Below are 23213 nucleotides of genomic sequence, written 5' to 3' on the forward strand. Positions count from 1 at the left end.
GGTCCGCACGCACCGGGCGCAGGGCAGGGGCAACAGAACCCCCGCGAACTATCGCGCTGATCACGCCACTAAGGCTATCGCTCCCCACCGGGGACCCGTCATGAGCCGTATGTGTACAAAACAAGGGGCAGAACTTTGACGTTCTGCACAGGGACGGGGACGGGGGCGGGGAACCGAGGGTGCCCGGGACGGAGAAGTCGACGCCGGCGCCTCGGCCGAGGGACCCTGAGGCTGACAGCGCCCGCGAGAGAGGAGCCGCCACCATGTCCGCGAAGATCCTCATCGTCACCGGCGACGCAGCGGAGTCCCTGGAAGTCCTCTACCCCTACCAGCGCCTGCGCGAAGAGGGCTACGAGGTCCACATCGCCGCCCCCACCCGAAAGAAGCTCCGGTTCGTCGTCCACGACTTCGAGCCCGGCTTCGACACCTACACCGAGAAACCCGGCTACACCTGGCCCGCCGACCTCGCCTTCTCCGAGGTCGACCCCGGCCAGTACGCCGCCGTCGTCATCCCCGGCGGCCGCGCCCCCGAGTACCTGCGCAACGACCCCGAACTCCGCAAGATCCTCAAGTCGTTCTTCGACGCCGACAAACCCGTGGCACAGATCTGCCACGGCCCCCTGCTCACCGCCGCCGCCGACGCGCTGAGCGGGCGCCGGGTCACCGCCTATCCCGCGCTGGAGCTCGACATGCAGTCGGCCGGCGCCACCTTCCAGGACAGCGAGGCCGTGGTCGACGGCACCCTCGTCTCGGCCCGGGTCTGGCCCGATCACCCGGCCTGGATGCGCGCGTTCCTGAGGGTGCTGCGTGAGAAGGCCCCGGCCGGCTGACCGCTCCCGGGTGCGGCGCCGGCTCCGCGGGGGCGCCGCACCGTGCGCGGTGCCTCGCCGCCCGCCGTGCGGGGGAGGCGGACGAATCCCTCGAAGGCGCCGTCGGCCCCGAAACGCGGGCCGGACGGGACGCGGACCCCGACCCGCTCGCCCGCCTCGGCGATGCGCGAGCCGGACAGGCCCTCGGCCCGGACCGTCACGCGGCGGCCCGGGAGGCGACCTCCACCGCCTCCTCGAGGGTGTCCACCACCGGTACGCCCACCGCCTCCAGGCTCGCCCGGCTGTGCGAGCCGCCGGTGTAGAGCACGGCGTGCGCACCCGCGTGCAGCGCCGCCACCGCGTCGTCGGCGGCATCCCCGATCACCACGGTCCGGGCGGGCTCCACCGACCTCCCCAGTGCGGCGAGATGCCGCACCATGTGCTCCGCCTTGCTCCCCCCGGACGGCCCGACCCGTCCGTCCACCCGCACGAAGTGCGGCTCTATGCCGAAGCCCCGCACCACCGGCACCAGCTCCTCGTGCACATACATGCTCAGCAGGGACTGGCTGTGCCCCGCCGAACGCCACCCCGTGAGCAGTTCCACCGCCCCTTCGGTGAGCCCGCACCTCACCCGGTGCTGGGCGTAGTACCGGTGGAAGATCTCGTCCATGAGCTCCCACTCGGCGTCCGTCGGGAGCCGCCCCATGAGCCGCTCGTAGAACTTCGGCACCGGCACGCAGTACAGCGCCCGGTACCGCTCCAGCGTCAGCGGCTCCAGGCCCAGCTCCGCGAACGCCGCGTTCGTCGCCCCTATGATCGCGTCGTTGTCATTGAGCAGCGTCCCGTTCCAGTCCCAGACGATGTGCGCCGCCACCTGCTGTTTCCCCATGCAGCAAACGTACCCGCCGGCACCGACAGTCAAGAGCGCAGACCACCTCGCGCCCCCGCTCCGGGCGCCCGCCCCCTCGGTCGCCCTCCGCCCCTCAGTCGCCGGCACCCACCAGGTTCGGGATCTCCTGCGTGGCGAACCACAGCAGCTCGTGGTCCTCGGCCCCGTCCACCACGAACTGGGCGTCGTCGTCCCCGCCGTCCGCCGCCCCGAGCGCCTCCGCCGCCGCGGCCACGTCCGCCTCCGCGTCCCCGGCGTCGACGTGCACCGCGGCCGCCCTGGCCAGCGTCACGGTCCCCGACACCCGCACCTCGCCGAGCGCCGCCGGGTCCAGCCCCCGGTCGGGGTCCACCTCGGTCGCGCGGTCGGGCACGTCGACGGCGACCACGACCCTGCGGCGCGGCGCGCCCCGGTCCGCCGCGAGCAGCCGCAGCGAGGCGAGCGCGGCCCGGCTCAGCGCCGCGTACTCCAGTTCCTCGATGTCGTCGGACAGGTACCACTCGCGCAACGCGGGCGTGACGGCGTAGGCGACGAGCGGCCCGGACCCCAGCTCCCCCGTCTTGTGCGCCTCGGCGAGGCCGGGGAGGGTCAGGGGGACGTAGACGCGCATGGCAGGCCGCTCTTTTCGTCGTCGGATTCGGCCCGGACGCTCGGCCCGGAGGACCTTCAGGATACGTGCGGCCGTCCCCTTTCGGGCCCCTCCCCGCACACCGCAAGGCGTCCACCCCACGCCTCGAAATTCACCCCCCACACCGCCCTCACCGGGACTTTCCCCTCCGCCGACCACCCTGATAGGTGAACCGCCCCCCACCCCCTCGGCTACTTTCCGCCCACTTGCCCTCACTCACCGCAACCACATACAAGATCGACGACGGCAAGTTACCGACCGGTAGAAGGTCGGGCCGGCCAACCCATCAAGTCGATCCGACGGGGACACGATGAACAAGGTCATGACGAGGAAGCACACCCCCGCCACCCGAGCCGCCACCCCTGTCACAGGTGCGACGGCGGGCAGTCGTGCCGCCGGGACGGCACAGGCGGGCACAACGGCACCCGGCACCGCCGGCACCCGCCCACCGGGCCGCCGCGACCCCCGCCGCCCCGCAGCCACCCCACCCCGCACCCGCCAGACCCATCCGCACAGCCCCCAGCGCCCCTCTCCCGCCCCGCCCCAGCCCCGCCCCACCGATCTCTTCGCCGACCGCCTCCTCGCGGTCCTCAGCGGCCGGCGCCCCGTCCACTCGATGCTCCGCCACACCCTGGGCAGCGCCTACGACGACCTCTCCCACCTCGCCGAACGCGGCCCCCTGCGCACCCCCCGCGGCGCCGGCCCGACCGTCCGGGACATCGGCTACTACGTCCCCCGCCCCGGCGCCATCGAGGCCTTCGCCCGCATCGGCACCGGTGACCGGCTGCGCGCCATGGCCTTCCGCCTGGAACTCGGCACCGACCACCGCTGGCGCTGCACCGCCGTGGAACTCGACGGCCCCCGCAGGCCCCGCGACCAGGACGACTGAACCCCACCCGGGTCCGGACACACGAAAGGGCCGGGTCACCCGAGGCGACCCGGCCCTCACCACCGCCGACGGCTACTTCTTGCGACGCCCCCGGGCCTTCGCCTGCTTGCGGCGCTCCGCCCGCGTGAGACCGTCGGCCTCGGACCGCACCGGCTCGCCCTCCTCGTCGAAGTCACCCTCGATCGTGCCGCCCTCGCCGTCCACCGTCGGCGCCGAGAAGTGCAGGTTCCGCCGCTGCGGAGCGTCCAGCCCCTTGGCACGGATCTCCGGACGCGCACCCGCCTGCGCCGGCACCACGTCCTGCTTCTCCATGTCGACCGGCTCGGCTTCCTCGACCGGAACCTCCTCGACCTGCTGCTCGACCTGGACCTCCAGGTTGAACAGATAGCCGACCGACTCCTCCTTGATGCCGTCCATCATCGCGGAGAACATGTCGAAGCCCTCACGCTGGTACTCCACCAGCGGGTCCTTCTGCGCCATCGCGCGCAGACCGATCCCCTCCTGGAGGTAGTCCATCTCATAGAGGTGCTCACGCCACTTGCGGTCCAGGACCGACAGCACGACCCGGCGCTCCAGCTCACGCATGATCTCGGAGCCGAGCTGCGCCTCACGCTCCTCGTACTGCTCGTGGATGTCGTCCTTGATGGACTCGGAGATGAACTCGGCCGTCAGACCCGCCCGGTCACCCGCCGCCTCCTCCAGCTCGTCCACCGTGATCTTCACCGGGTACAGCTGCTTGAACGCGCCCCACAGCCGGTCCAGATCCCAGTCCTCCGGGAAGCCCTCGGCGGTCTCCGCGGACACATACGCGTCGATCGTGTCGTCCATGAAGTGCACGACCTGCTCCTGCAGGTCCTCGCCCTCCAGGACACGGCGGCGCTCGCCGTAGATGACCTCACGCTGACGGTTGAGGACCTCGTCGTACTTCAGAACGTTCTTACGGGTCTCGAAGTTCTGCTGCTCGACCTGCGACTGCGCCGACGCGATCGCACGCGTGACCATCTTGTTCTCGATCGGCACATCGTCCGGGACGTTCGCCATCGACATCACACGCTCGACCATCTGCGCCTTGAACAGACGCATCAGGTCGTCACCCAGCGACAGATAGAACCGGGACTCGCCCGGGTCGCCCTGCCGACCCGAACGACCACGCAGCTGGTTGTCGATACGACGCGACTCGTGCCGCTCGGTGCCCAGCACATACAGCCCGCCGAGCTCCTCGACCTCTTCCTTCTCCGCCTTGACGGCCTGCTCGGCCTTCTCCAGGGCGGCGGGAAGCGCGTGCGCCCACTCCTCGATGTGCTCCTCGGGGTCCAGGCCGCGCTGGCGCAGCTCCGCGTCCGCGAGGTCCTCGGGGTTGCCGCCGAGCTTGATGTCCGTACCACGGCCGGCCATGTTGGTGGCCACCGTCACCGCACCCCTGCGACCCGCCTGGGCGACGATCGACGCCTCACGCTCGTGATGCTTGGCGTTCAGCACCTCGTGCTGGATACCCCGCTTGGAGAGCTGCTGCGAGAGGTACTCCGACTTCTCGACGGACGTCGTGCCGACGAGGATCGGCTGGCCCTTCTCGTGCTTCTCCGCGATGTCGTCGACGACCGCCTCGAACTTGGCGACCTCGGTGCGGTAGATCAGGTCCGACTGGTCCTTGCGGATCATCGGCTTGTTCGTCGGGATCGGCACCACGCCGAGCTTGTAGATCTGGTGGAACTCGGCGGCCTCGGTCATCGCCGTACCGGTCATGCCGGACAGACCGGGCACGTCCTTGCCGTCGTGGTCGTGCCGCTTGTAGAGGCGGAAGAAGTTCTGCAGGGTGATCGTGGCGAGCGTCTGGTTCTCGTCCTTGATGTCCACCCCTTCCTTCGCCTCGATCGCCTGGTGCATGCCCTCGTTGTAGCGGCGGCCGGCGAGGATACGGCCGGTGTGCTCGTCGACGATCATGACTTCGCCGTCCATGACGACGTAGTCCTTGTCCTTCTTGAAGAGCTCCTTCGCCTTGATGGCGTTGTTCAGGTAGCCCACCAGAGGCGTGTTCACCGACTCGTAGAGGTTGTCGATGCCCAGCCAGTCCTCGACCTTGGCGACACCGGCCTCATGGATGGCGACCGTGCGCTTCTTCTCGTCGACGTCGTAGTCGCCGGTCTCCTCGAGACCCTTCAGCGGGTTGCCCGCCTCGCCCTTCTTCAGGCGCAGCACCAGCTTGGCGAAATCGCCGTACCACTTCGTCGCCTGGTCGGCCGGACCGGAGATGATCAGCGGCGTCCGCGCCTCGTCGACCAGGATCGAGTCGACCTCGTCCACGATCGCGAAGTTGTGGCCCCGCTGCACCAGCTCGTCCTTCGCCCACGCCATGTTGTCGCGCAGGTAGTCGAAGCCGAACTCGTTGTTCGTGCCGTACGTGATGTCGCACGCGTACTGCTCACGCCGCTGGGCCGGCGTCATGTTGGCCAGGATGCAGCCCACTTCCAGACCCAGGAACCTGTGGACGCGCCCCATCATCTCGGAGTCACGCTCGGCCAGGTAGTCGTTGACCGTGATCAGGTGGACACCCTTGCCGGACAGGGCGTTCAGATAAGCGGGCAGCGTACCGACGAGGGTCTTGCCCTCACCGGTCTTCATCTCGGCGACATAGCCGAGGTGCAGGGCCGCACCACCCATGATCTGCACGTCGTAGTGACGCTGACCCAGAACACGCTTCGCGGCCTCACGCACCGTGGCGAACGCCTCGGGCAGCAGGTCGTCCAGGGACTCACCGTCGGCGTACCGCTGCTTGTACTCCTCGGTGAGGGCACGCAGCTCGGCGTCGGAGAGGTCGACGAAGTCCTCTTCGATGGAGTTGACCTGGTCCGCGATGCGGTGCAGCTTGCGCAGGATCTTGCCTTCGCCTGCACGCATGATCTTCGAGAGGACGGACACGGGGGTTGGTCTCCTTGCCGGTCGGGCCTGGCACGGTCGGTTTCCATTTGACTCACTGAGCAACGGCCATCGTATGCGAGGACCCCGCCACGCCGGGAGGCCTGCCGTGACGAGGACCGCACACTGTCGCGCACACGCGCCAAAATCTTCTTCAAACAGGACAACGTCCGGCCCCCGCCGATGGTGCCGCTCCCCCTCCACGAATTGCGCGAATTGTGATCACCCGCTCACGCCCCGCAAAACCGGCACGGCCGACACGCCCCCGGCCCCACGGACGGACGCCAACCACGCGACCGGCGAACCCCGCGCACCGACGCCGCCCGCAAACCGATGGCGCCCGCCCGCCGGACCCCACCACAATCTCCCGATGGAGCCCGTCACCCTCACCACCGACCGCCTGGTCCTGCGCCCCCTCGGCCCCCAGGACACCGACGCCGTCCACGCCGCCGCCCAGGACCCCGACATCCGGCGCTGGACCACCATCCCCTCCCCCTACCTCCCCGAACACGCCCGCAGCTTCACCGAACAGGTCGCCCCCGACGGCTGGGCCGACGCCTCCATGTACACCTTCGGCGTGTTCCTCCCCGACGGAACCCTCACCGGCATGCTCGGACTCACCATGCGCTCCCTCGGCACCGCCGAGATCGGCTTCTGGACCGCCAAGGAACACCGCGGCCACGGCTACACCACCGAGGCCGCCCTCAGCGCCACCCGCTGGGCCTTCACCCACCTAGCCGTCGACCGCGTCGAATGGCGCGCCGAAGTCGGCAACCAGGCCTCCCTCGCGGTCGCCCGGCACGCCGGCTTCACCCTGGAGGGCACCCTCCGCTCCGCCCTCAACAACAAGGGCGTACGACGCGACTGCTGGGTCGGCTCCCTCCTCCCCTCCGACCTCGGCCTGCCCTCGGCGGCCCCCTACCTGCCGCCACCGGCCCGGCACACGCCATAGGCCCCCACGGGACGAATCCCCAGCTCACCCCGCACTGTCAGTGCCACCGCCTATCGTGCGCCCCATGACGACCCCGCGCCCCGCCACCGAGCTCTCCGCAGACGAAGCCCGCAGGATCGCCCTGCGCGCCCAGGGCTTCCTCGGCAGCCCCGACCGCAAGGCCGGCGTCCGCGGCATCCTCCGCCACCTCGGCGCGGTGCAACTCGACACCATCTCCGTCCTCGCCCGCTCCCACGAACTGATCCCCTACGCCCGCCTCGGACGCGTGGGCCGCACGACCGTCGAGGACGCCTACTGGAAGGACACCCACGCCTTCGAGTACTGGTCCCACGCCGCCTGCATCCTCCCCATCGAGGAATGGCCCCACTTCGCCTTCCGCCGCCGCGCCTACCGCAACCGCCCCCACTGGAACCACGACCTCCCCGAGGGCACCTACGACCAGGTCGTCAAACAGCTCCGCACCGAAGGCCCCCTCACCGCCACCGAACTCGGCGGCGCGAAGAAGACCAGCGAATGGTGGGACTGGTCCGGCACCAAGGTCGCCGTCGAACGCGCCCTGATGTACGGCGAGGTGGTCTGCGTGGAGCGCCGCGGCTGGAAACGCGTCTACGACCTCGCCGAGCGCGCCGTCCCCGCCGACCTGCTGCACGACGAACTCGACGACACCGCATGCCTGCGCCGCCTGGTCCGCCTGGCCGGCCAGTCCCTCGGCGTCGGCACACGCGCGGACATCGCCGACTACCACCGCATCAGGGGCGAACAGGTCGACGCGGTGATCGCCGACTCGGGCCTGGTCCCGGTCACCGTCGAGGGCTGGGGCAAACCGGCCTGGGCCGACCCGGCGGCCCTGGCGACACCGCCACGCGGCCGCCACCGCACCACCCTGCTGTCCCCGTTCGACTCACTCATCTGGGAACGGGCACGCACCGAGCGGATCTTCGGCTTCACCCACCGCCTCGAGGCCTACGTCCCCAAGCCCAAGCGGATCCACGGCTACTTCGCGATGCCCGTCCTGGCCGGCGGCCGGCTCGTGGGCCGCGTGGACCCGGCCCGCGAGGGCCGCACCCTGGTCGCCAGACAGGTCAGCCTGGACAGCCCCAAGGCCGTGCCCGCGGTCGCGGAGGCACTGGTCGAGGCGGCGAGCTGGGTGGACTGCACGGACGTACGCGTGGAACGGGTCGACGCACCGGAACTGCGCGACGCCCTCACCCAGGCGGTGACGCGCGCCCTGGTCACCGCCCTGCGCTGAACGACCTCACCGGCCCCCGGCGGCCTCAGCGGATCTCGAGGATCTTCTCCCGCATCGCGTACACCACCGCCTCCATCCTGGAGTGCAGCTGGAGCTTCTCCAGGATGTTGCGCACATGGTTCTTCACGGTGTTCTCGGAGATGAACAACTCCTTGGCGATGTCCCGGTTGTTCATCCCGGTCGCCACCAGCTTGAGCACCTCCAGCTCACGGTCCGTCAGCCGGGGCGCGGGCACCAGCCGGCGCTCGTCGGTGCGCTGGATCATCGACTTGAACTCGGTGAGCAGCTTCGACGCCATCGACGGGCTGATCTGCGACTGCCCGTCCGCGACCGCCCGGATCGCGGTGGCGACCTCGTCCGTCGAGATCTCCTTCAGGAGATAGCCCGTCGCACCCGCCTTGATCGCGTCGTAGAGATCGGCCTCCTCGTCGCTGATCGTCAACATGATGATCTTCGCGCTGGGAGCCACCTCCTTGATGGAGGTGCACGCCTCGATACCGCCACGCTTGGGCATCCGCACATCCATCAGCACGATGTCCGGCAGCAGATCGGCCGCCTTGTCCACGGCCTCCGCGCCGTCCCCGGCCTCACCGACGACCTGGATGTCCTCCTCGGCCGCGAGCACGATCTCCAGCCCCCGGCGGAACAGGGCGTGGTCGTCCACGACAAGGACTCTGATCGGCTCCTTGCGTGAAGCACCCGCGTCCGGGCCCATGCCGACGACGCCGTCGTCGGCATCCTCGTCCCGCATCGGTCCGAAGCTGTCCGCCATCGTTCCTCCCCCTGAAGGCTGCGGCTGTGGTCCTGAGCCATCGCCAACCCAAGGCTGCGGCCCACCGATTGAGCCACACCGGCCATGATTCCATGCCCGTACGACAACACGGTGACAGAGCGCTGCCCCAAGGGGTCGCGCACGGGTGCCCCTGGGGGCGCACAACAGCGCTCCAGGGGCACACCGCGTCAACCAACTGTCACCGGGCGGGGTCAGCCACCCAGCGCCCCGCCCGCCTCGGGAGAGTGCGCCTGGGCGACCATCGGGTCCGTGTCGAGGTGGATCACACCGTAGTCGTAGGCGTGGCGCCGGTAGACGACGCTCGGCTGCTTGGTCTCGGAGTCGACGAACAGATAGAAGTCATGGCCGACCAGTTCCATCTCGTAGAGGGCCTGGTCGAGAGTCATCGGAGCGGCGACGTGGGTCTTCTCGCGGACCACGAGCGGGCCATCGCCCTGCACTTCCAGCGAACCGATCTTCTTCGTCGGCACGCTGTCCGACGCTTCGGCCGGAACGGGGTGTCCGTTGCCGTTGAGCGTCGCCACGCCCGGAACATGGTCGGGAACCTCTGCCGCGCTGAGCCGGCGTGCGCCACGGCGCGTGTACCGCTTGTCGTGCTGCTTGCGCAGCTGGGCGTCCAGCTTCTCCGCCGCCAGGTCGAGTGCCGCATACGGGTCGCTGGCCGCGGCCTCCGCCCGGATCACAGGGCCACGGGAGCGGAGCGTGATCTCCACCCGCTCGCACCGGTCGGCCTGTCGGGGGTTGGGCTCCTTGGACACCTCGACGTCGAGGCTGATCACCTTGCCGTCGAGCTTCTGGATCTTCTCCAGGTTCAGCTTCTCGGCCACGTGCTTGCGGAACCGCTCGGGCACCTCGGTCTTGCGGCCCTTGACGACGATGTCCACGCAGAACTCCGTTCCCGGATCACTCCGCCTCAGTGCGGAGCGTCTCCCTTTTGCACCAGGCCCCGGTGAGCACCGGAACCTCGGACTTGGTGACTTCCACCTCCTCCTCCCCCATGGGCGAGATCTACACCCCAGGTGCCACGGAGGATTACCCAACCCGCAGCACGGCATTCGGATATGAGAGGTGTGGCCTGCGGCTTTCCCTCACAACCGAACATATCTCGCTCGGACGGATGTCGTCACCCTCTACTGCGCCATACCTCCGTTCAGGTGAATTGCCCCTGTCATTACCTGCAACGACGCAAGTTCTCAGTCAGTTCCGGTTTATTCCGAAGGAATCCGGCGACGCCGCGACCACGGCCGCGCAGAGCACGTCACCACCACGTCCCACGCCCACACCTCCCTCCGTCGCCCCGAACCGCCGTACCCCTCTCCCTTCCCGACCCGCCCCCACGTACACGGCCGACCCACCACTACCACCCCTGAGGACCCCCTCCGGACGGTCATCCCCCGCCGCCCCCGACACCTCCTCCGGACCGGGATCCCCCGTCATCCCGAGGACCCCCTCCACACCGGTGTCCCCCACCCCGGCGGCCCCGCGCGGCCGCCCAGCCGCCGTCCCGAGGTGCCCCAGCGCCCGCCTCACCGGCTGCGCCGCCGTCGCGGCCCGTACCGCTCGCGCCGCCTCCGCGAGCGAGGCACCCGTCGTCATCAGGTCGTCGACCAGCACCACCGGCCCACCGCACAACAACCGCCCGCCCCCGCGCACCACCGCCAGCGCGCCCACCAGGTTCTCCTGCCGCTCACGCGCGTTCAGCCCGGCCTGATCGGCCACCGCCCCGCGCTGCCGCAGCACCGGGGCCACCCGCACCCGAACCCCGGCCCGCCGCAGCTCACCGGCCGCGGTCAGCGCGATACGGCGGGCGGGGTCGTGGCCGCGGGCGCGGGTGGCGGCGGGGGCTGAGGGGACGGGGACCAGGAGGAGGGGTGGGGGTGGGGGCCCCTCCCCCACCCCCACCCCCGCCTCCCCCAACCCCACCCGCACCGCCCCCGCCAACGCCACCCCCAGCACCCCCGCCAGCCCCAGCCCACCCCGTTCCTTGTGCGCCAGCAGCACCGCCCTGACCTCGTCCGCGTAGGGCGCCGCCGCGTGGACGGCGGGCAGCCCGGCCGGTTCCGGCTCCGGCCGTACCTGCTGCGGCCGGTTTCCGTGGAGCGCGGCCCGGCACTGCGGGCAGAGCGCCGTACGGACCCGCCCGCAGCCCGCGCACTCGGCCGGCAGTACCAGGCCGGCGAGCTCCTGCCACCACCTGCGAACGCCTTCCACGTGGTCCACTGTGCCGAGTGGTGGAGGCGGCGGCCACCCCTGTGGAAAGCCGCGGGCTCCGGCCTGTGGAAAACCGACCGGTAAGTCAGATAAAAGGCCGACCGAGCTCTCACGCGGACAGCTCAGCCGGCCAAATCGGACGGCCGCCCCGGAAAGGCGGACGTCGAAGGGATCACCCCGGATAAAACGCGGCCGAGGCGGTTTCCTTCAGCGTGCGCCACCCGCTCCCGCCGGGCAGCCACAGCAGTCCGTCCTTGGAGGTCGCGAAGAGTGGTTTGTCGCCGTCCTCGGAGGCGGCGATGCTGGTGACCTCGGTGAGGCCGGGCAGGGTCCCGGACTCGGGGATCGAGCCGTCGCACTGCACGTACTGCACCTGTTCGACGCCGCCGGATTCCTGCCCGACCACGACGAGACGGCTGTCGCCGGCCCATGCCACGGCCGTGACCTGCTCCAGTTCGGGTGTGGCGGAGCGCAGTTCCTGTACGGACACGGACGGCTGGTCCCCGCTGCCCGCGGCCCGTTCGATGCGCCCGATGAGCAGGGACTGCTTGCCGTCCTTGTCCACGACGAGCGCGATGCGCGCCCCGTCGGCGGCGACCCGTACGGCGTTGATACGGCCGTCCAGACGCGGTGTGAGCACCTCGACGGGCTTGCCGCCGCCCTTCTGCAGGAGCAGGAGCCGGGGGTCGAGGGGGTTGCGGTCGGCGATCCACAGGTCGCCCTGGGCGTCCCAGGTGGGGGTGGTGAGGCGGTCGGCCTCGGTCTTGCCGGTGCTGGTGAGGAGGGGGTCGCCGAGGGAGCCGCTGGCCACGGTGGAGGTGACGTAGAGGCTCCTGCCGTCGAGGGTGACTCCGGCGGCGCTGTGTTCGTCGCGGGCCACGGCCACCGAGAGCAGTGGTTTGGTGCCGTCGCCGAGCGCTCCGGGGACGGGGTCGGCCTTGGCGTTGCCGCCGGCGCCGGCGGGCATGCGGAGGAGCTGGTGGTGGCCGTCGATGAAGTAGAGGTATTCGGGGTCGGCCTCGCTGCCGCGGGCGGCGACGCCGGCGGCGGCGTCCTCGTTGAGGGAGCACAGCTGCCGGCCCCCTGCCCGCAGGGCGATCTCCTCCACGGTGGGGGTGACGCTCTGGATGGTGAAGAGCAGTTGGGCGGCCATCTCGGAGCATTTGCTCCGGCCGATGTGGGCGGCCTTGTCGTTGAGCGGCACGGTGAGCTTGTTCTGGTCGTCGGGCGTGAGTGCGCTGACGCCCTTCCGCAGTGCCGTGCCGGTGGGGAAGCTGGATCTGACGACCGGGCGGAGCCAGCTGGTGGGTCCGCCGAGCAGGGAGCGGACCATCTGGGTCGTGGGGTCGACACGTTCCCGTACGTAGACGGGGTCGGCGACGGCCATGGGCTGCCCGGAGGCGGCGGAGGTGGTGTTGGAGGCGAAGTAGTACTTGTTGACGGACATGTAGTTGCGCTGGAAGTCCGACTTGCCCATGACGACTCCCTGGGGGAGCACGTCGATGCGCCATTGTTCGGTCTTCTTGTCGCGGGTGAGGTGGACCGTCTGGTCGTAGCCGCCGGAGGCGGGTGTGTACGACTGCTGGGCGTCGACGGTGGCGACCTTCGTGCCGGTCAGGGTGAAGGAGTAGTCGTCGCCATCCTCCCGGCCGCCCGACCGCCCGGCCTCGGCACCGGGTCCGTCGGCGAGGACGGTGGTGGAGAGTTCCGGTTGCCAGCTCTGGGCGGCCTTGGTGGTCAGGTACTGCCGCGCCGTCGCAAAGCTGGGGTCGTCGCTGGTCAGGGCCTCGAGGAAGCCCTGGACGATTTCCGAGGGCGGTGCGTCGTCGCGGGGCGGCATGGCGAACACCCGTACCTGGGTGTCCTGGCGCGGTGTGGACTCGACGTCACGCAGATCGCCGCGGTCGGGCATGGAGGCGCATCCGGCCAGCAGTACGACGCCACAAGCGGCGTACGCCACCATGCGCGCCGGTGTGCGCCGGTCGCGCTTCTGGCGGTCAGCGCCCACGGAATGCCTCCCCTTGCTTGTCCGGGCCCTGCGGTCCGGCGTCCGGCCGGTCCGGGGTGTGGTCCATGGTGTCGCTGTGTGCCGTGTCGCCACGTGCCGTGTCGGTGCGTTCCGCGGCGGTGCCCCCGGCCGGTTCGTCGGTGTTCCGGGTGGCCGAGGCGGCGGGCCGGGGCACCACGCGTGCGCCGTTGCCGGGCAGGGCCGTCGGGTCGGCGGTGGGCGTGACCGTGGCCATGCGGGGGGCGAGCGGGGCGTGTGCGGCCGAGAGCGGTTCCCGGGCGGGCTGCACGGGTACGGTGGCGCTCTTCTCGCCGCCCCGGCCGGCCTGTCCGGAGTCGTCGAGGCCGCGGTTGCGCCGTGAGTCCTTGGGCTCCAGGGGTATCGGCGAGCCCCGGAGCGGTTCGTCGGCGGTCCTGGGCAGGGTCAGGCGGAACTGTGAGCCGCCGCCGGGTTCGCCCCAGGCCTGCAACCAGCCGCCGTGCAGCCGGGCGTCCTCCAGGGCGATGGACAGTCCGAGGCCCGTGCCGCCGGTGGTACGCGCGCGTGCCGGGTCGGCGCGCCAGAAACGGCTGAAGACACGGGTGGCCTCGCCGGGCTTGAGTCCGACGCCGTAGTCGCGCACGGCGACGGCGACGGCCCCGCCGGCCGCGGCGAGCTTGACGACGACGTCCTTGCCCTCGCCGTGTTCGACGGCGTTGACGACGAGGTTGCGCAGCACACGCTCGACCCGCCGGGCGTCGGCCTCGGCGACGACGGGCTGCTGGTCGCCGAGGACGCGTATGGTCGTGCCCTTGCGGTCGGCGAGGGGCGCGGCGCCGCTGACGACGCGCCGGACGACCTCGCGCAGGTCGATGGGCTCGGCCTCCAGGGCGGCGGCGCCGGCGTCGAAGCGGCTGATCTCCAGCAGGTCGGCGAGCAGTGACTCGAACCGGTCGAGCTGGTCGGCGAGGAGTTCCGCGGACCGCGCGGTGACGGGGTCGAAGTCCTCACGTGCCTCGTGGATGACGTCGGCGGCCATGCGCACGGTGGTCAGCGGCGTCCGCAGTTCATGCGACACATCGGACACGAACCGGCGCTGCATCCGCGACAGGTCCTCCAGTTGCTGGATCTTCAGCTGGAGGTTCTGCGCCATCTTGTTGAAGGCCTCGCCGAGGCGGGCGATGTCGTCCTCGCCGGTGACCTTCATACGTTCCTGAAGCCGCCCGGCGGACAGCCGTTCGGCGATGCCCGCGGCCATCCGCACCGGTGTGACGACCTGCCGTACGACGAGCCAGGCGATCGCACCGAGGAGTACGACGACGAAGAGGCCGGCGGTCGCGAGGGTGCCCTTGACGAGGCTGAGGGACTTCTCCTCCTGGGTGAGCGGGAAGAGGTAGTACAGCTCGTAGGGGTCGCCGTTGGGGTCGTTGAGCTGTTTGCCGATGACGAGGGCCGGCTGGGAGTCCTTGTCGTTGCTGTAGAGGATGCGGGAGTAGCTCTGGGCCGCTCCGGCATTGCTGTTGATGTGCTCGCGCAGGGCTTCGGGGACGCTCTTGTTGGGGTCGACGTAACCGGAGGAGCGGGGTCCGGGTCCGCCGCCGCTGTCGTCGCCCGGGGGGAGGGTGACGACGTCGAAGGCGCCCTGGCCGCCGCTGGACAGCGACGACACTAGTTCGCTCATCCATTCGGTGACGTTCTGCGGAGAGCTTCCGTCGACGGCGTTCCCGTCGCCGCCGCCTGCGGCCACCGCTTCGTCGGCCTTCTGTTTGGCGACGGCGAATCCGCCCGCGGCCTGGCTCTGGGAGGCCTTGACCTTGGCGTCGAGCAGTCCGTTGCGGACCTGTCCGATGACGACGAAGCCGAGGAGCAGGACGACGCCCAGCGACATCAGCAGGGTGGTCGCGACGACCTTGAGCTGGATGTTGCGGCGCCACAGCCGCATGACGGGCAGCAGCGGCCGGCGTACCCAGCGCAGCAGCAGGCGCAGGACGGGGCTGCCCTGCATCCCGCCCTGGAGCAGCCCGCCCTCGAGGAGTCGCTCGAAACGTGAACCCATGGTCTTCCGGCCGACAGGCCGCTCCGGTCGGACCCCGGACCGGCCGGGGGCCGAAGCGGCACTGTCCCCGGACATGTCAGCTCGGCCCCGCCTTGTAACCGACGCCTCGGACGGTCACCACGATCTCCGGCCGCTCCGGGTCCTTCTCGACCTTGGAGCGCAGCCGCTGGACGTGCACGTTGACCAGGCGGGTATCGGCGGCGTGCCGGTAACCCCACACCTGTTCGAGGAGCACTTCGCGGGTGAACACCTGCCACGGCTTGCGTGCCAGCGCGACCAGCAGGTCGAACTCCAGCGGCGTCAGCGCGATGGACTGCCCGTCACGCTTCACGGAGTGCCCGGCGACATCGATCACGAGGTCACCGATCGCCAACTGCTCCGGCGCCGGCTCCTCGGACCTGCGCAGCCGCGCCCGGATACGGGCGACCAGCTCCTTCGGCTTGAACGGCTTGACGATGTAGTCGTCGGCGCCGGACTCCAGCCCGACGACCACGTCGACGGTGTCGCTCTTCGCGGTGAGCATCACGATCGGCACACCGGACTCCGCCCGGATCAGACGGCACACCTCGATGCCGTCCCGCCCGGGCAGCATCAGGTCCAGCAGCACCAGATCGGGCTTAGCCTCCCGGAACGCGGCCAGCGCCTTGTCGCCGTCGGCTACGAAAGACGGCTCAAAACCTTCACCACGCAGCACGATGCCGAGCATCTCGGCCAGTGCGGTGTCGTCGTCGACGACAAGGACTCGTCCCTTCATAAACGACATCATCCCATTCTCATAACGGTGAAGGTGACGCAGGTGAGAAGCCTCACCGCCCGGTGACGATAGTCGTACGGGACCGTCACTGTCTGCCCTCGCCGACAGACCGTGATCTCCGGGCCATCAGGCACCCGTCCCGGGACGGGCCCTCGCGCACAGTTCGGCGAGCCCTTCGGCCGTCACCGGCGACACCGCGCCCTCCTCCGTCACGATCGCCGTCACCAGCTCCGGCGGCGTCACGTCGAACGCCGGGTTGTACGCCTGGGTCCCCAGCGGCGCCACCGGAATCCCGCCTCCCGCTCCCGTCACCGGCACCTGCGGCGCCGTCACCTCGGTCACCTCGGACCCGGGGCGCTGCTCGACCTCGATCGCCGCCCCGTTCGCCGTGTGCGGGTCGACGGTCGTCACCGGCGCGACCACGATGAACGGCACATGGTGGTACCGCGCGAGCACCGCGAGCGGATAGCTCCCCACCTTGTTCGCCACCGACCCGTCGGCAGCGATCCGGTCCGCCCCGATCAGCACCGCGTCCACCTCGCCCGCCGCGAACAGCGAGCCCGCCGCGTTGTCCGTCAGCAAGGTGTACGCCATGCCGCTGCGCGCCGCCTCCCACGCGGTCAGGCGGGCGCCCTGCAGCAGCGGACGCGTCTCGTCCACCCACAGCCGCCGCAGCCGCCCCGCCCGATGCGCCGCCAGCGCCACGGCGAACGCCGTCCCCTCCCCGCCCGACACCAGCGAGCCGGTGTTGCAGTGCGTGAGGATCCGATGCCCGCCGCCGGGCAGCAGCTCGTCCAGGAGCGCCAGCCCGTGCCCGGCCATCCGCGCACTGGCCTCGGCGTCCTCCCGGTGCAGTCGCCGCGCCGCAGCCAGCGCGGCCCGCGCCCCCTGTACCGGCTCACCTCCGCCCGCCAGCGCCGCCCCGTACGCGGCCCGGGCCCTGTTCACGCCGAGGGACAGATTCACCGCGGTGGGCCGTGCTCCGGCCAGCACGGTGGCCGCCTCCTCCACGTCGAAGCCCCGGGCGGCGGCGAGCGCGACACCGTACGCCCCGGCGATGCCGAGCAGCGGCGCGCCCCGCACGGCCAGCGAACGGATCGCCTCCACCAGCGCCGACGCGTCCGTACAGACCAGCTCGACCTCCTCGGCCGGCAGCCTCGTCTGGTCCAGAAGCACCAGCACGGGACCTTCGGGTGGCTCTTCCCAGCGGATCGCCGGTATACCGGCCTGCCGCTTGTCCTCACCGGATTGCGCGTACTGATCAGCCATGCGGTCAGTCTGCCCATAGTCCGGCGGACAATTGAAGGTGTGCAGCCCCTACCGCGGCCGGTCGCCCGATGACCACCCCATGGCACGATGGCAGCCAACCTGCCGCCGCGCCCGCGGACGGGCATCGTGAAGGAGCGACGATGAAAGACACTCCGGGCTGGGCCTCGCCCGGATCCGCCCCGTCCGACGGGCGGCAGCCCGGCGCGTCCGACCCCGCAGACCAGCCCGCCGACGCCCAGCCCGAGGGCCAGTCGGCCGCGAATCCACCGGACCCCCACGCGAAGTGGTCCAAGGAGCAGCCGCCCCCCGGCCAGTGGTCCGCGCCCGCAGGCCCCCAGCACCCGGGCCAGACCGCTCCGCAGCACCCCGTCCAGCCTCCGCCGCCCCCACCGCCCGGCCCCGGCTGGGGCGGCCGCCCGCCCGCCGGCCCGTACGGCGGTGCCCCCCACGGCCACCCGGGCTACGCCCCGTACCCGACCTGGGGCAACGGCTGGGGCGGTCCCCCACCCGCGGCGAAGCCCGGTGTGATCCCGCTGCGCCCGCTCGGCGTCGGCGAGATCCTCGACGGCGCCGTCGCCACCATGCGCACCTACTGGCGCACGGTGCTGGGCATCTCGCTGACCGTCGCGATCGTCACCGAGGTCATCGTCGTCCTGCTCCAGGGCCTGGTCCTGGACCACACCACGGACACCTCCGCCCTCAGCGACCCGAGCGCCACCCTCGACGAGCAGACCCGCGCCATGCGTGACGTCCTGCTCAACTCCGGTGTCCTGCTGCTGATCTCCCTGGTCGGCACCATCATCGCGACAGCCCTGCTCACGGCCGTCATCAGCCGTGCGGTCCTCGGCAAGCCGGTCACCCTCGGGGACGCCTGGCGCGATGCCCGTCCCCGGATCCCCCGGCTGTTCGGCCTGATCTTCCTGCTGCTGCTCATCGCGGGCGCGGTGGGGGCCGTCGGCGCACTGCCCGGCGTCCTGGTGAGTACCGCCGGGGCCGTCGGGGGCGGGGCCGCGCTCTCGGTCTTCGGCACCTTCGCGGCGATCGTCGTCGCTCTGTGGCTGCTGGTCCGCCTCTCCCTCTCCTCGCCCGCGCTGATGCTGGAGAAGCAGGGCATCACCAAGGCGATGGGCCGCTCCGCCAAACTCGTCCGCGGCTCCTGGTGGCGGGTCTTCGGCATCCAGCTGCTCGCCCTGATCATCGCCAACATCGTCGCGACGATCGTCCTCGTCCCCTTCGCCTTCGCCGGCGCCGCGATGAGCGACAGCGGCATCGGCGGCCTCGTCGACGGCACGGGCGACTACGGCTGGACCTACCTGATCATCAGCGGAATCGGCTCGGTGATCGGCTCCATGATCACCTTCCCGATCGCGGCCGGAGTCGTCGTCCTCCTCTACATCGACCAGCGCATCCGCCGTGAGGCCCTCGACCTCGACCTGGCCCGCGCCGCCGGCGTCCAGGGCTACGGCTCCCCCGACCCCGGCACGACCTCGGGGAGCTGATGCGGTGAGACTGACGGGGGGAATCCTCACCGCACCACCACTTCCCGGCGGCACACTCGTCCGCGCGGACGACGAGCCCCCACTGTCCATCCCCCGCGATCCCGCGCGTGAGGCGGCCCGGCGCGAACTGTCCGAACGCCTGTACCACGAGCACGACCCCAGCCTCCTCCAGCGCGCCCTCAACACCCTCTGGGACTGGATCGGCGACCTGTTCGACACCGCGTCCCGCACCACACCCGGAGGCACCGTCGGCGTGCTGGTCGTCCTCGCGGCCGTCGTGGCCGTGGTGGGCGCCCTGTGGTGGCGCCTGGGCACCCCCCGCCGCCAACCCACCTCCACCGCAACCCTGTTCGACGACCGCCCCCGCACCGCCGCCGAACACCGTGCCGCCGCCGAGGCGCACGCCGCCCAGGGCCACTGGAACCAGGCCCTCCAGGAACGCATGCGTGCCGTCGTCCGCTCCCTCGAGGAACGCGCCCTCCTCGACACCCGCCCCGGCCGCACCGCCGACGAAGCCGCCGCGGAAGCCGGCCGCATCCTCCCCGCCCACCGCGACCGACTCCACGCCGCCGCCGGCGCGTTCGACGACGTGACGTACGGAGGCCGCCCGGCGACCGGACAGGCGTACCGCCTCATCGCCGAACTCGACCACGACCTGGAGCGCACCAGGCCCCTGCTCACCGCGAGCAGCACCGCCGGCACGGCCCCCACCACCCGCCGGGGAGCCGCCGAATGACCACCGAGGCCACGCTCCCCTCCACCGCGGTCTCGCCCACCGCCCACCAGCTGTGGACCCGCACGCGAGGAGTGGCCCTCGCCTTCACGTTCCTCCTGGCGGCCGCCGTCGCACTCGCCGTCCTGCGCTCCGACGCCCGGCACGGCGCCCTCGACCCCCGCTCCGCCGACCCCCACGGCAGCCGCGCCGTCGCCGAACTCCTCGCCGACCGAGGCGTCTCCACCCGTGTCGTGACCACCCTCGCCGAGGCCCACGCCGCCACCGGTCCCGACACCACCCTCCTGGTCGCCTCCCCCGACCTTCTGACGGAGCGCCAGCAGCAGGAGCTGCACGCCGCGACCTCCGGCTCCGGCGGCCGCACCGTCCTCATCGCCCCCGGCAGCCCCTCCGTCTCCACCCTCGCCCCCGGAGTCACCGCGGACCCGGCCACCAGCCGCGGCTCCACCCTCACCCCCGACTGCGCCCTGCCCTCGGCCCGACGCGCCGGCACCGCCGAGACCGGCGGCATCCGCTACAGCACCCGCCACCTCGACGCCGACAAGTGCTACCCCAGCCAGCGCCTGGCCACCCTCCTGCGCATCCCGGACACCTCCGCAAGCGGCGACACCATCGTCCTCGGCGCGCCCGACATCCTCTACAACACCCGACTCGACCAGCAGGGCAACGCCTCGCTCGCCCTCCAACTCCTCGGCTCCCGACCCCATCTGACCTGGTACCTCCCCTCGCTCTCCGACACCTCCGCCACCGAACCCGGCAACGAGAAGACCTTCTTCGACCTGCTGCCCTCCGGCTGGCTGTGGGGCACCCTTCAACTCTTCGTCGCGGCAGCCCTCGCCGCCCTCTGGCGGGCACGCCGACTCGGCCCGCTCGTACCCGAAAGACTCCCCGTGGCGATCCGTGCCTCCGAAACCGTCGAAGGCCGCGCCCGCCTCTACCGCAAAGCCCGCGCCCGCGCCCGCGCGGCCACCGCTCTTCGCTCCACCACCCGCACCCGTCTCGCCCCTCTCGTAGGCGTCCCCGTCGCCCAGGCGCACACGCCCGAAGCGCTCCTGTCCGCCCGCCTCCAAGCCGACGGACAGCCCCTGCACTCCCTTCTCTTCGGCCCGCCGCCCAGCGACGACACGGCCCTCATCGCACTCGCCGACCAACTCGACGCCCTCGAAAGAGAGGTACGCCGTCCATGATGGACCCGACCACTGACAACGCCGGGAACACCGGGGACCCGGGCCGCGCCCGCGCCTCCCTGGAGGCCCTGCGTGCCGAGATCTCCAAGGCCGTGGTCGGCCAGGACCCCGCCGTGACCGGCCTCGTCGTCGCTCTGCTGTGCCGCGGACACGTTCTCCTCGAAGGAGTCCCCGGGGTGGCCAAAACGTTGCTCGTCCGCGCCCTCGCCTCCGCACTCGAACTCGACACCAAACGGGTCCAGTTCACCCCCGACCTCATGCCCAGCGACATCACCGGCTCCCTCGTCTACGACGCCCGCACCGCCGAGTTCTCCTTCCAGCCCGGCCCGGTCTTCACCCACCTCCTCCTCGCCGACGAGATCAACCGCACGCCGCCGAAAACCCAGTCCTCCCTCCTGGAAGCCATGGAGGAACGGCAGGTCACCGTCGACGGCACTCCCCGCCCCCTGCCCGACCCGTTCCTCGTCGCCGCGACCCAGAACCCCGTCGAATACGAGGGCACCTATCCCCTCCCCGAAGCCCAACTCGACCGCTTCCTCCTCAAACTGACGATCCCTCTCCCCTCCCGCCAGGAAGAGATCGACGTCCTCACCCGCCACGCCGAAGGCTTCAACCCGCGCGACCTGCACGCCGCCGGCGTACGCCCCGTCGCAGGCCCCGCCGACCTGGAAGCGGCCCGCGCTGCCGTCGCCAAGACCACCATCTCCCCCGAGATCACCGCGTACGTCGTCGACATCTGCCGCGCCACCCGCGAATCCCCCTCCCTCACCCTCGGCGTGTCACCCCGCGGCGCCACCGCCCTCCTCGCCACCTCCCGCGCCTGGGCCTGGCTCACCGGCCGCGACTACGTCATCCCCGACGACGTCAAAGCCCTCGCCCTCCCCACCCTCCGCCACCGCGTGCAACTCCGCCCGGAAGCGGAAATGGAAGGCGTGACGGCCGACTCCGTCATCACCGCGCTCCTCGCCCACGTCCCCGTCCCCCGCTGATGGCACTCACCGGACGCGCCGCCCTCCTCGCGGCCCTCGGCTCCCTCCCCGTCGGCATCTGGGAACCCAGCTGGACGGGCCTCCTCGCCGTCAACGCCCCCCTGGCACTGGCCTGCGCCTGCGACTACGCCCTGGCAGCCCCCGTACGCCCCCTGCGCCTCACACGTTCCGGTGACACCACCGCACGCCTCGGAGAGCCCGCAGACGTCACCCTGACCCTCACCAACCCCTCCCGCCGCCCTCTGCGCGCCCACCTCCGCGACGCATGGCCGCCCAGCAGCTGGGAGCCCGGTACGGAAACCGAGGCCTCCCGCCACCACGTGACCGTCCCCGCCGGCGAGCGCCGCCGCATCACCACCCGTCTCCGCCCCACTCGCCGCGGCGACCGCCAGGCCGACCGCGTCACCATCCGCTCCTACGGACCCCTCGGCCTCCTCTCCCGCCAGGGCACCCACAAGATCCCCTGGACGGTACGCGTCCTGCCCCCGTTCACCAGCCGCAAGCACCTCCCCTCGAAACTCGCCCGTCTCCGCGAACTCGACGGCCGCACCAGTGCCCTCACCCGCGGCGAGGGCACCGAATTCGACAGCCTGCGCGCATACGTCCCCGGCGACGACACCCGCTCCATCGACTGGCGTGCCACAGCCCGCCACTCCACGGTCGCCGTCCGCACCTGGCGCCCGGAACGCGACCGCCACATCCTCCTGGTCCTCGACACCGGCCGAACGTCCGCCGCCCGTGTCGGCGACGCCCCGCGCCTCGACGCCTCCATGGACGCCGCCCTCCTCCTCGCCGCCCTGGCCTCCCGCGCCGGCGACCGCGTAGACCTCCTCGCCTACGACCGACGGGTACGCGCCCTCGTCCAGGGCCGCTCGGCCCGCGACGTCCTGCCCTCTCTCGTCGACGCCATGGCCCCCCTCGAACCCGAACTGGTCGAGACGGACGCCAGGACTCTCACGACCACAGCCCTCCGTACGGCGCCTCGCCGGTCCCTCATCGTCCTGCTGACCACACTCGACACGGCCCCGGTCGAGGAAGGCCTCCTCCCCGTCCTCCCTCAGCTCACCCAGCGCCACACCGTCCTCGTCGCCTCGGTCGCCGACCCCCACATCGCCCGCATGGCCACGTCCCGCGGCAATGCCGACGCGGTCTACGACGCCGCATCCGCCGCCCAGGCCCAAACCGAACGCCATCGGACAGCCGAGCAACTCCGCCGGCACGGAGTCACCGTCGTGGACGCGACCCCGGACGAGCTCTCCCCGGCCCTCGCGGACGCCTACCTGGCGCTGAAGGCAACGGGACGGCTCTGAGGAGAGCGGGCTCTTTCAAAGGACCCGCGAAAATCAAAATGCCCTGAACGCAGAAAACCCCCGCACCATACGGTGCGGGGGTTTCCCGGAATGATT

19 protein-coding genes and 1 pseudogene are annotated in these 23213 nt (G+C 71.2%); 9 read left to right on the forward strand and 11 right to left on the reverse strand.

The window, feature by feature from the left end; translation table 11 throughout:
• Window positions 1-263: 263 nt before the first annotated feature.
• Window positions 264-830, forward strand: a complete 567-nt coding sequence (locus AQJ64_RS42445; RefSeq protein WP_055637760.1) for a DJ-1/PfpI family protein — start codon at window positions 264-266, stop codon at window positions 828-830.
• Here AQJ64_RS42445 and AQJ64_RS52530 read toward each other — a convergent pair.
• The 3 genes and pseudogenes from AQJ64_RS52530 to AQJ64_RS42455 all read right to left on the reverse strand — a co-directional run.
• Window positions 770-1024: pseudogene (locus tag AQJ64_RS52530) on the reverse strand (hypothetical protein); the annotation flags it as partial. The gene AQJ64_RS42445 and the pseudogene AQJ64_RS52530 overlap by 61 nt on opposite strands.
• 2 nt (window positions 1025-1026) lie before the next feature.
• The gene (locus tag AQJ64_RS42450; protein ID WP_055637764.1) at window positions 1027-1698 is read right to left on the reverse strand and encodes an HAD family hydrolase; all 672 of its coding nucleotides are present in this window, start codon (window positions 1696-1698) and stop codon (window positions 1027-1029) included.
• Window positions 1699-1792: 94 nt separating this feature from the next.
• Window positions 1793-2308, reverse strand: coding sequence for a DUF6912 family protein (locus AQJ64_RS42455; RefSeq protein ID WP_055637761.1), 516 nt, complete (start codon window positions 2306-2308; stop codon window positions 1793-1795).
• 328 nt (window positions 2309-2636) lie between these two features.
• Between AQJ64_RS42455 and AQJ64_RS42460 the strand changes: the two genes are divergently transcribed.
• Entirely contained in the window at window positions 2637-3215 is a 579-nt protein-coding gene (locus AQJ64_RS42460; protein WP_079062283.1) for an Rv3235 family protein, read from the forward strand.
• A gap of 72 nt (window positions 3216-3287) precedes the next feature.
• Here the strand turns inward: AQJ64_RS42460 and secA are convergent, their stop codons facing one another.
• On the reverse strand, window positions 3288-6131 hold the full coding sequence (gene secA, locus AQJ64_RS42465; protein ID WP_055638973.1) for a preprotein translocase subunit SecA: 2844 nt from the start codon (window positions 6129-6131) through the stop codon (window positions 3288-3290).
• 367 nt (window positions 6132-6498) lie between these two features.
• Between secA and AQJ64_RS42470 the strand changes: the two genes are divergently transcribed.
• Together AQJ64_RS42470 and AQJ64_RS42475 are read left to right on the forward strand one after the other, a co-directional pair.
• Entirely contained in the window at window positions 6499-7080 is a 582-nt protein-coding gene (locus AQJ64_RS42470) for a GNAT family N-acetyltransferase (RefSeq protein WP_059203512.1), read from the forward strand.
• A 64-nt stretch (window positions 7081-7144) separates the two neighbouring features.
• A complete protein-coding gene (locus AQJ64_RS42475) occupies window positions 7145-8329 on the forward strand; it encodes a winged helix-turn-helix domain-containing protein (RefSeq protein WP_055638883.1) in 1185 nt (394 codons plus the stop codon).
• 25 nt (window positions 8330-8354) lie between these two features.
• Here the strand turns inward: AQJ64_RS42475 and AQJ64_RS42480 are convergent, their stop codons facing one another.
• The 7 genes from AQJ64_RS42480 to mtnA all read right to left on the reverse strand — a co-directional run bounded on the left by AQJ64_RS42480 (window position 8355) and on the right by mtnA (window position 17399).
• Window positions 8355-9101, reverse strand: a complete 747-nt coding sequence (locus tag AQJ64_RS42480) for a response regulator (protein ID WP_055638882.1) — start codon at window positions 9099-9101, stop codon at window positions 8355-8357.
• Between the two features lie 212 nt (window positions 9102-9313).
• The gene (gene hpf / locus AQJ64_RS42485; protein ID WP_055638881.1) at window positions 9314-10006 is read right to left on the reverse strand and encodes a ribosome hibernation-promoting factor, HPF/YfiA family; all 693 of its coding nucleotides are present in this window, start codon (window positions 10004-10006) and stop codon (window positions 9314-9316) included.
• A gap of 313 nt (window positions 10007-10319) precedes the next feature.
• Entirely contained in the window at window positions 10320-11333 is a 1014-nt protein-coding gene (locus tag AQJ64_RS42490; RefSeq protein WP_059203517.1) for a ComF family protein, read from the reverse strand.
• Between the two features lie 172 nt (window positions 11334-11505).
• Window positions 11506-13341, reverse strand: a complete 1836-nt coding sequence (locus AQJ64_RS42495; RefSeq protein WP_055637494.1) for an LpqB family beta-propeller domain-containing protein — start codon at window positions 13339-13341, stop codon at window positions 11506-11508.
• Entirely contained in the window at window positions 13331-15451 is a 2121-nt protein-coding gene (gene mtrB, locus AQJ64_RS42500) for an MtrAB system histidine kinase MtrB (RefSeq protein WP_055637493.1), read from the reverse strand. The genes AQJ64_RS42495 and mtrB overlap by 11 nt, the downstream gene beginning before the upstream one ends.
• Before the next feature lies 1 nt (window position 15452).
• Window positions 15453-16142, reverse strand: coding sequence for a two-component system response regulator MtrA (gene mtrA, locus AQJ64_RS42505; protein ID WP_187283109.1), 690 nt, complete (start codon window positions 16140-16142; stop codon window positions 15453-15455).
• A gap of 114 nt (window positions 16143-16256) precedes the next feature.
• Complete coding sequence (gene mtnA / locus AQJ64_RS42510; protein ID WP_059203513.1) at window positions 16257-17399, reverse strand: S-methyl-5-thioribose-1-phosphate isomerase; 1143 nt, start codon at window positions 17397-17399, stop codon at window positions 16257-16259.
• A 140-nt stretch (window positions 17400-17539) separates the two neighbouring features.
• Here mtnA and AQJ64_RS42515 point away from each other — a divergent pair, with 140 nt between their 5' ends.
• The 5 genes from AQJ64_RS42515 to AQJ64_RS42535 are packed head-to-tail and all read left to right on the forward strand — an operon-like array spanning window position 17540 to window position 23117.
• The gene (locus tag AQJ64_RS42515; protein WP_059203514.1) at window positions 17540-18898 is read left to right on the forward strand and encodes a DUF7847 domain-containing protein; all 1359 of its coding nucleotides are present in this window, start codon (window positions 17540-17542) and stop codon (window positions 18896-18898) included.
• 10 nt (window positions 18899-18908) lie between these two features.
• Window positions 18909-19634 carry a DUF4129 domain-containing protein gene (locus AQJ64_RS42520; RefSeq protein WP_055638770.1) on the forward strand — a complete coding sequence of 242 codons (726 nt, stop codon included), beginning with the start codon at window positions 18909-18911 and terminating at the stop codon, window positions 19632-19634.
• Complete coding sequence (locus tag AQJ64_RS42525) at window positions 19631-20818, forward strand: DUF4350 domain-containing protein (RefSeq protein WP_055638769.1); 1188 nt, start codon at window positions 19631-19633, stop codon at window positions 20816-20818. Before AQJ64_RS42520 ends, AQJ64_RS42525 begins: the two co-directional genes overlap by 4 nt.
• The gene (locus AQJ64_RS42530; RefSeq protein WP_107120653.1) at window positions 20818-21807 is read left to right on the forward strand and encodes an AAA family ATPase; all 990 of its coding nucleotides are present in this window, start codon (window positions 20818-20820) and stop codon (window positions 21805-21807) included. The genes AQJ64_RS42525 and AQJ64_RS42530 overlap by 1 nt, the downstream gene beginning before the upstream one ends.
• Window positions 21807-23117, forward strand: coding sequence for a DUF58 domain-containing protein (locus AQJ64_RS42535; RefSeq protein WP_059203516.1), 1311 nt, complete (start codon window positions 21807-21809; stop codon window positions 23115-23117). The genes AQJ64_RS42530 and AQJ64_RS42535 overlap by 1 nt, the downstream gene beginning before the upstream one ends.
• Window positions 23118-23213 lie beyond the last annotated feature (96 nt).

This window comes from Streptomyces griseoruber (assembly GCF_001514205.1).
GTDB classification, from domain to species: domain Bacteria; phylum Actinomycetota; class Actinomycetes; order Streptomycetales; family Streptomycetaceae; genus Streptomyces; species Streptomyces griseoruber.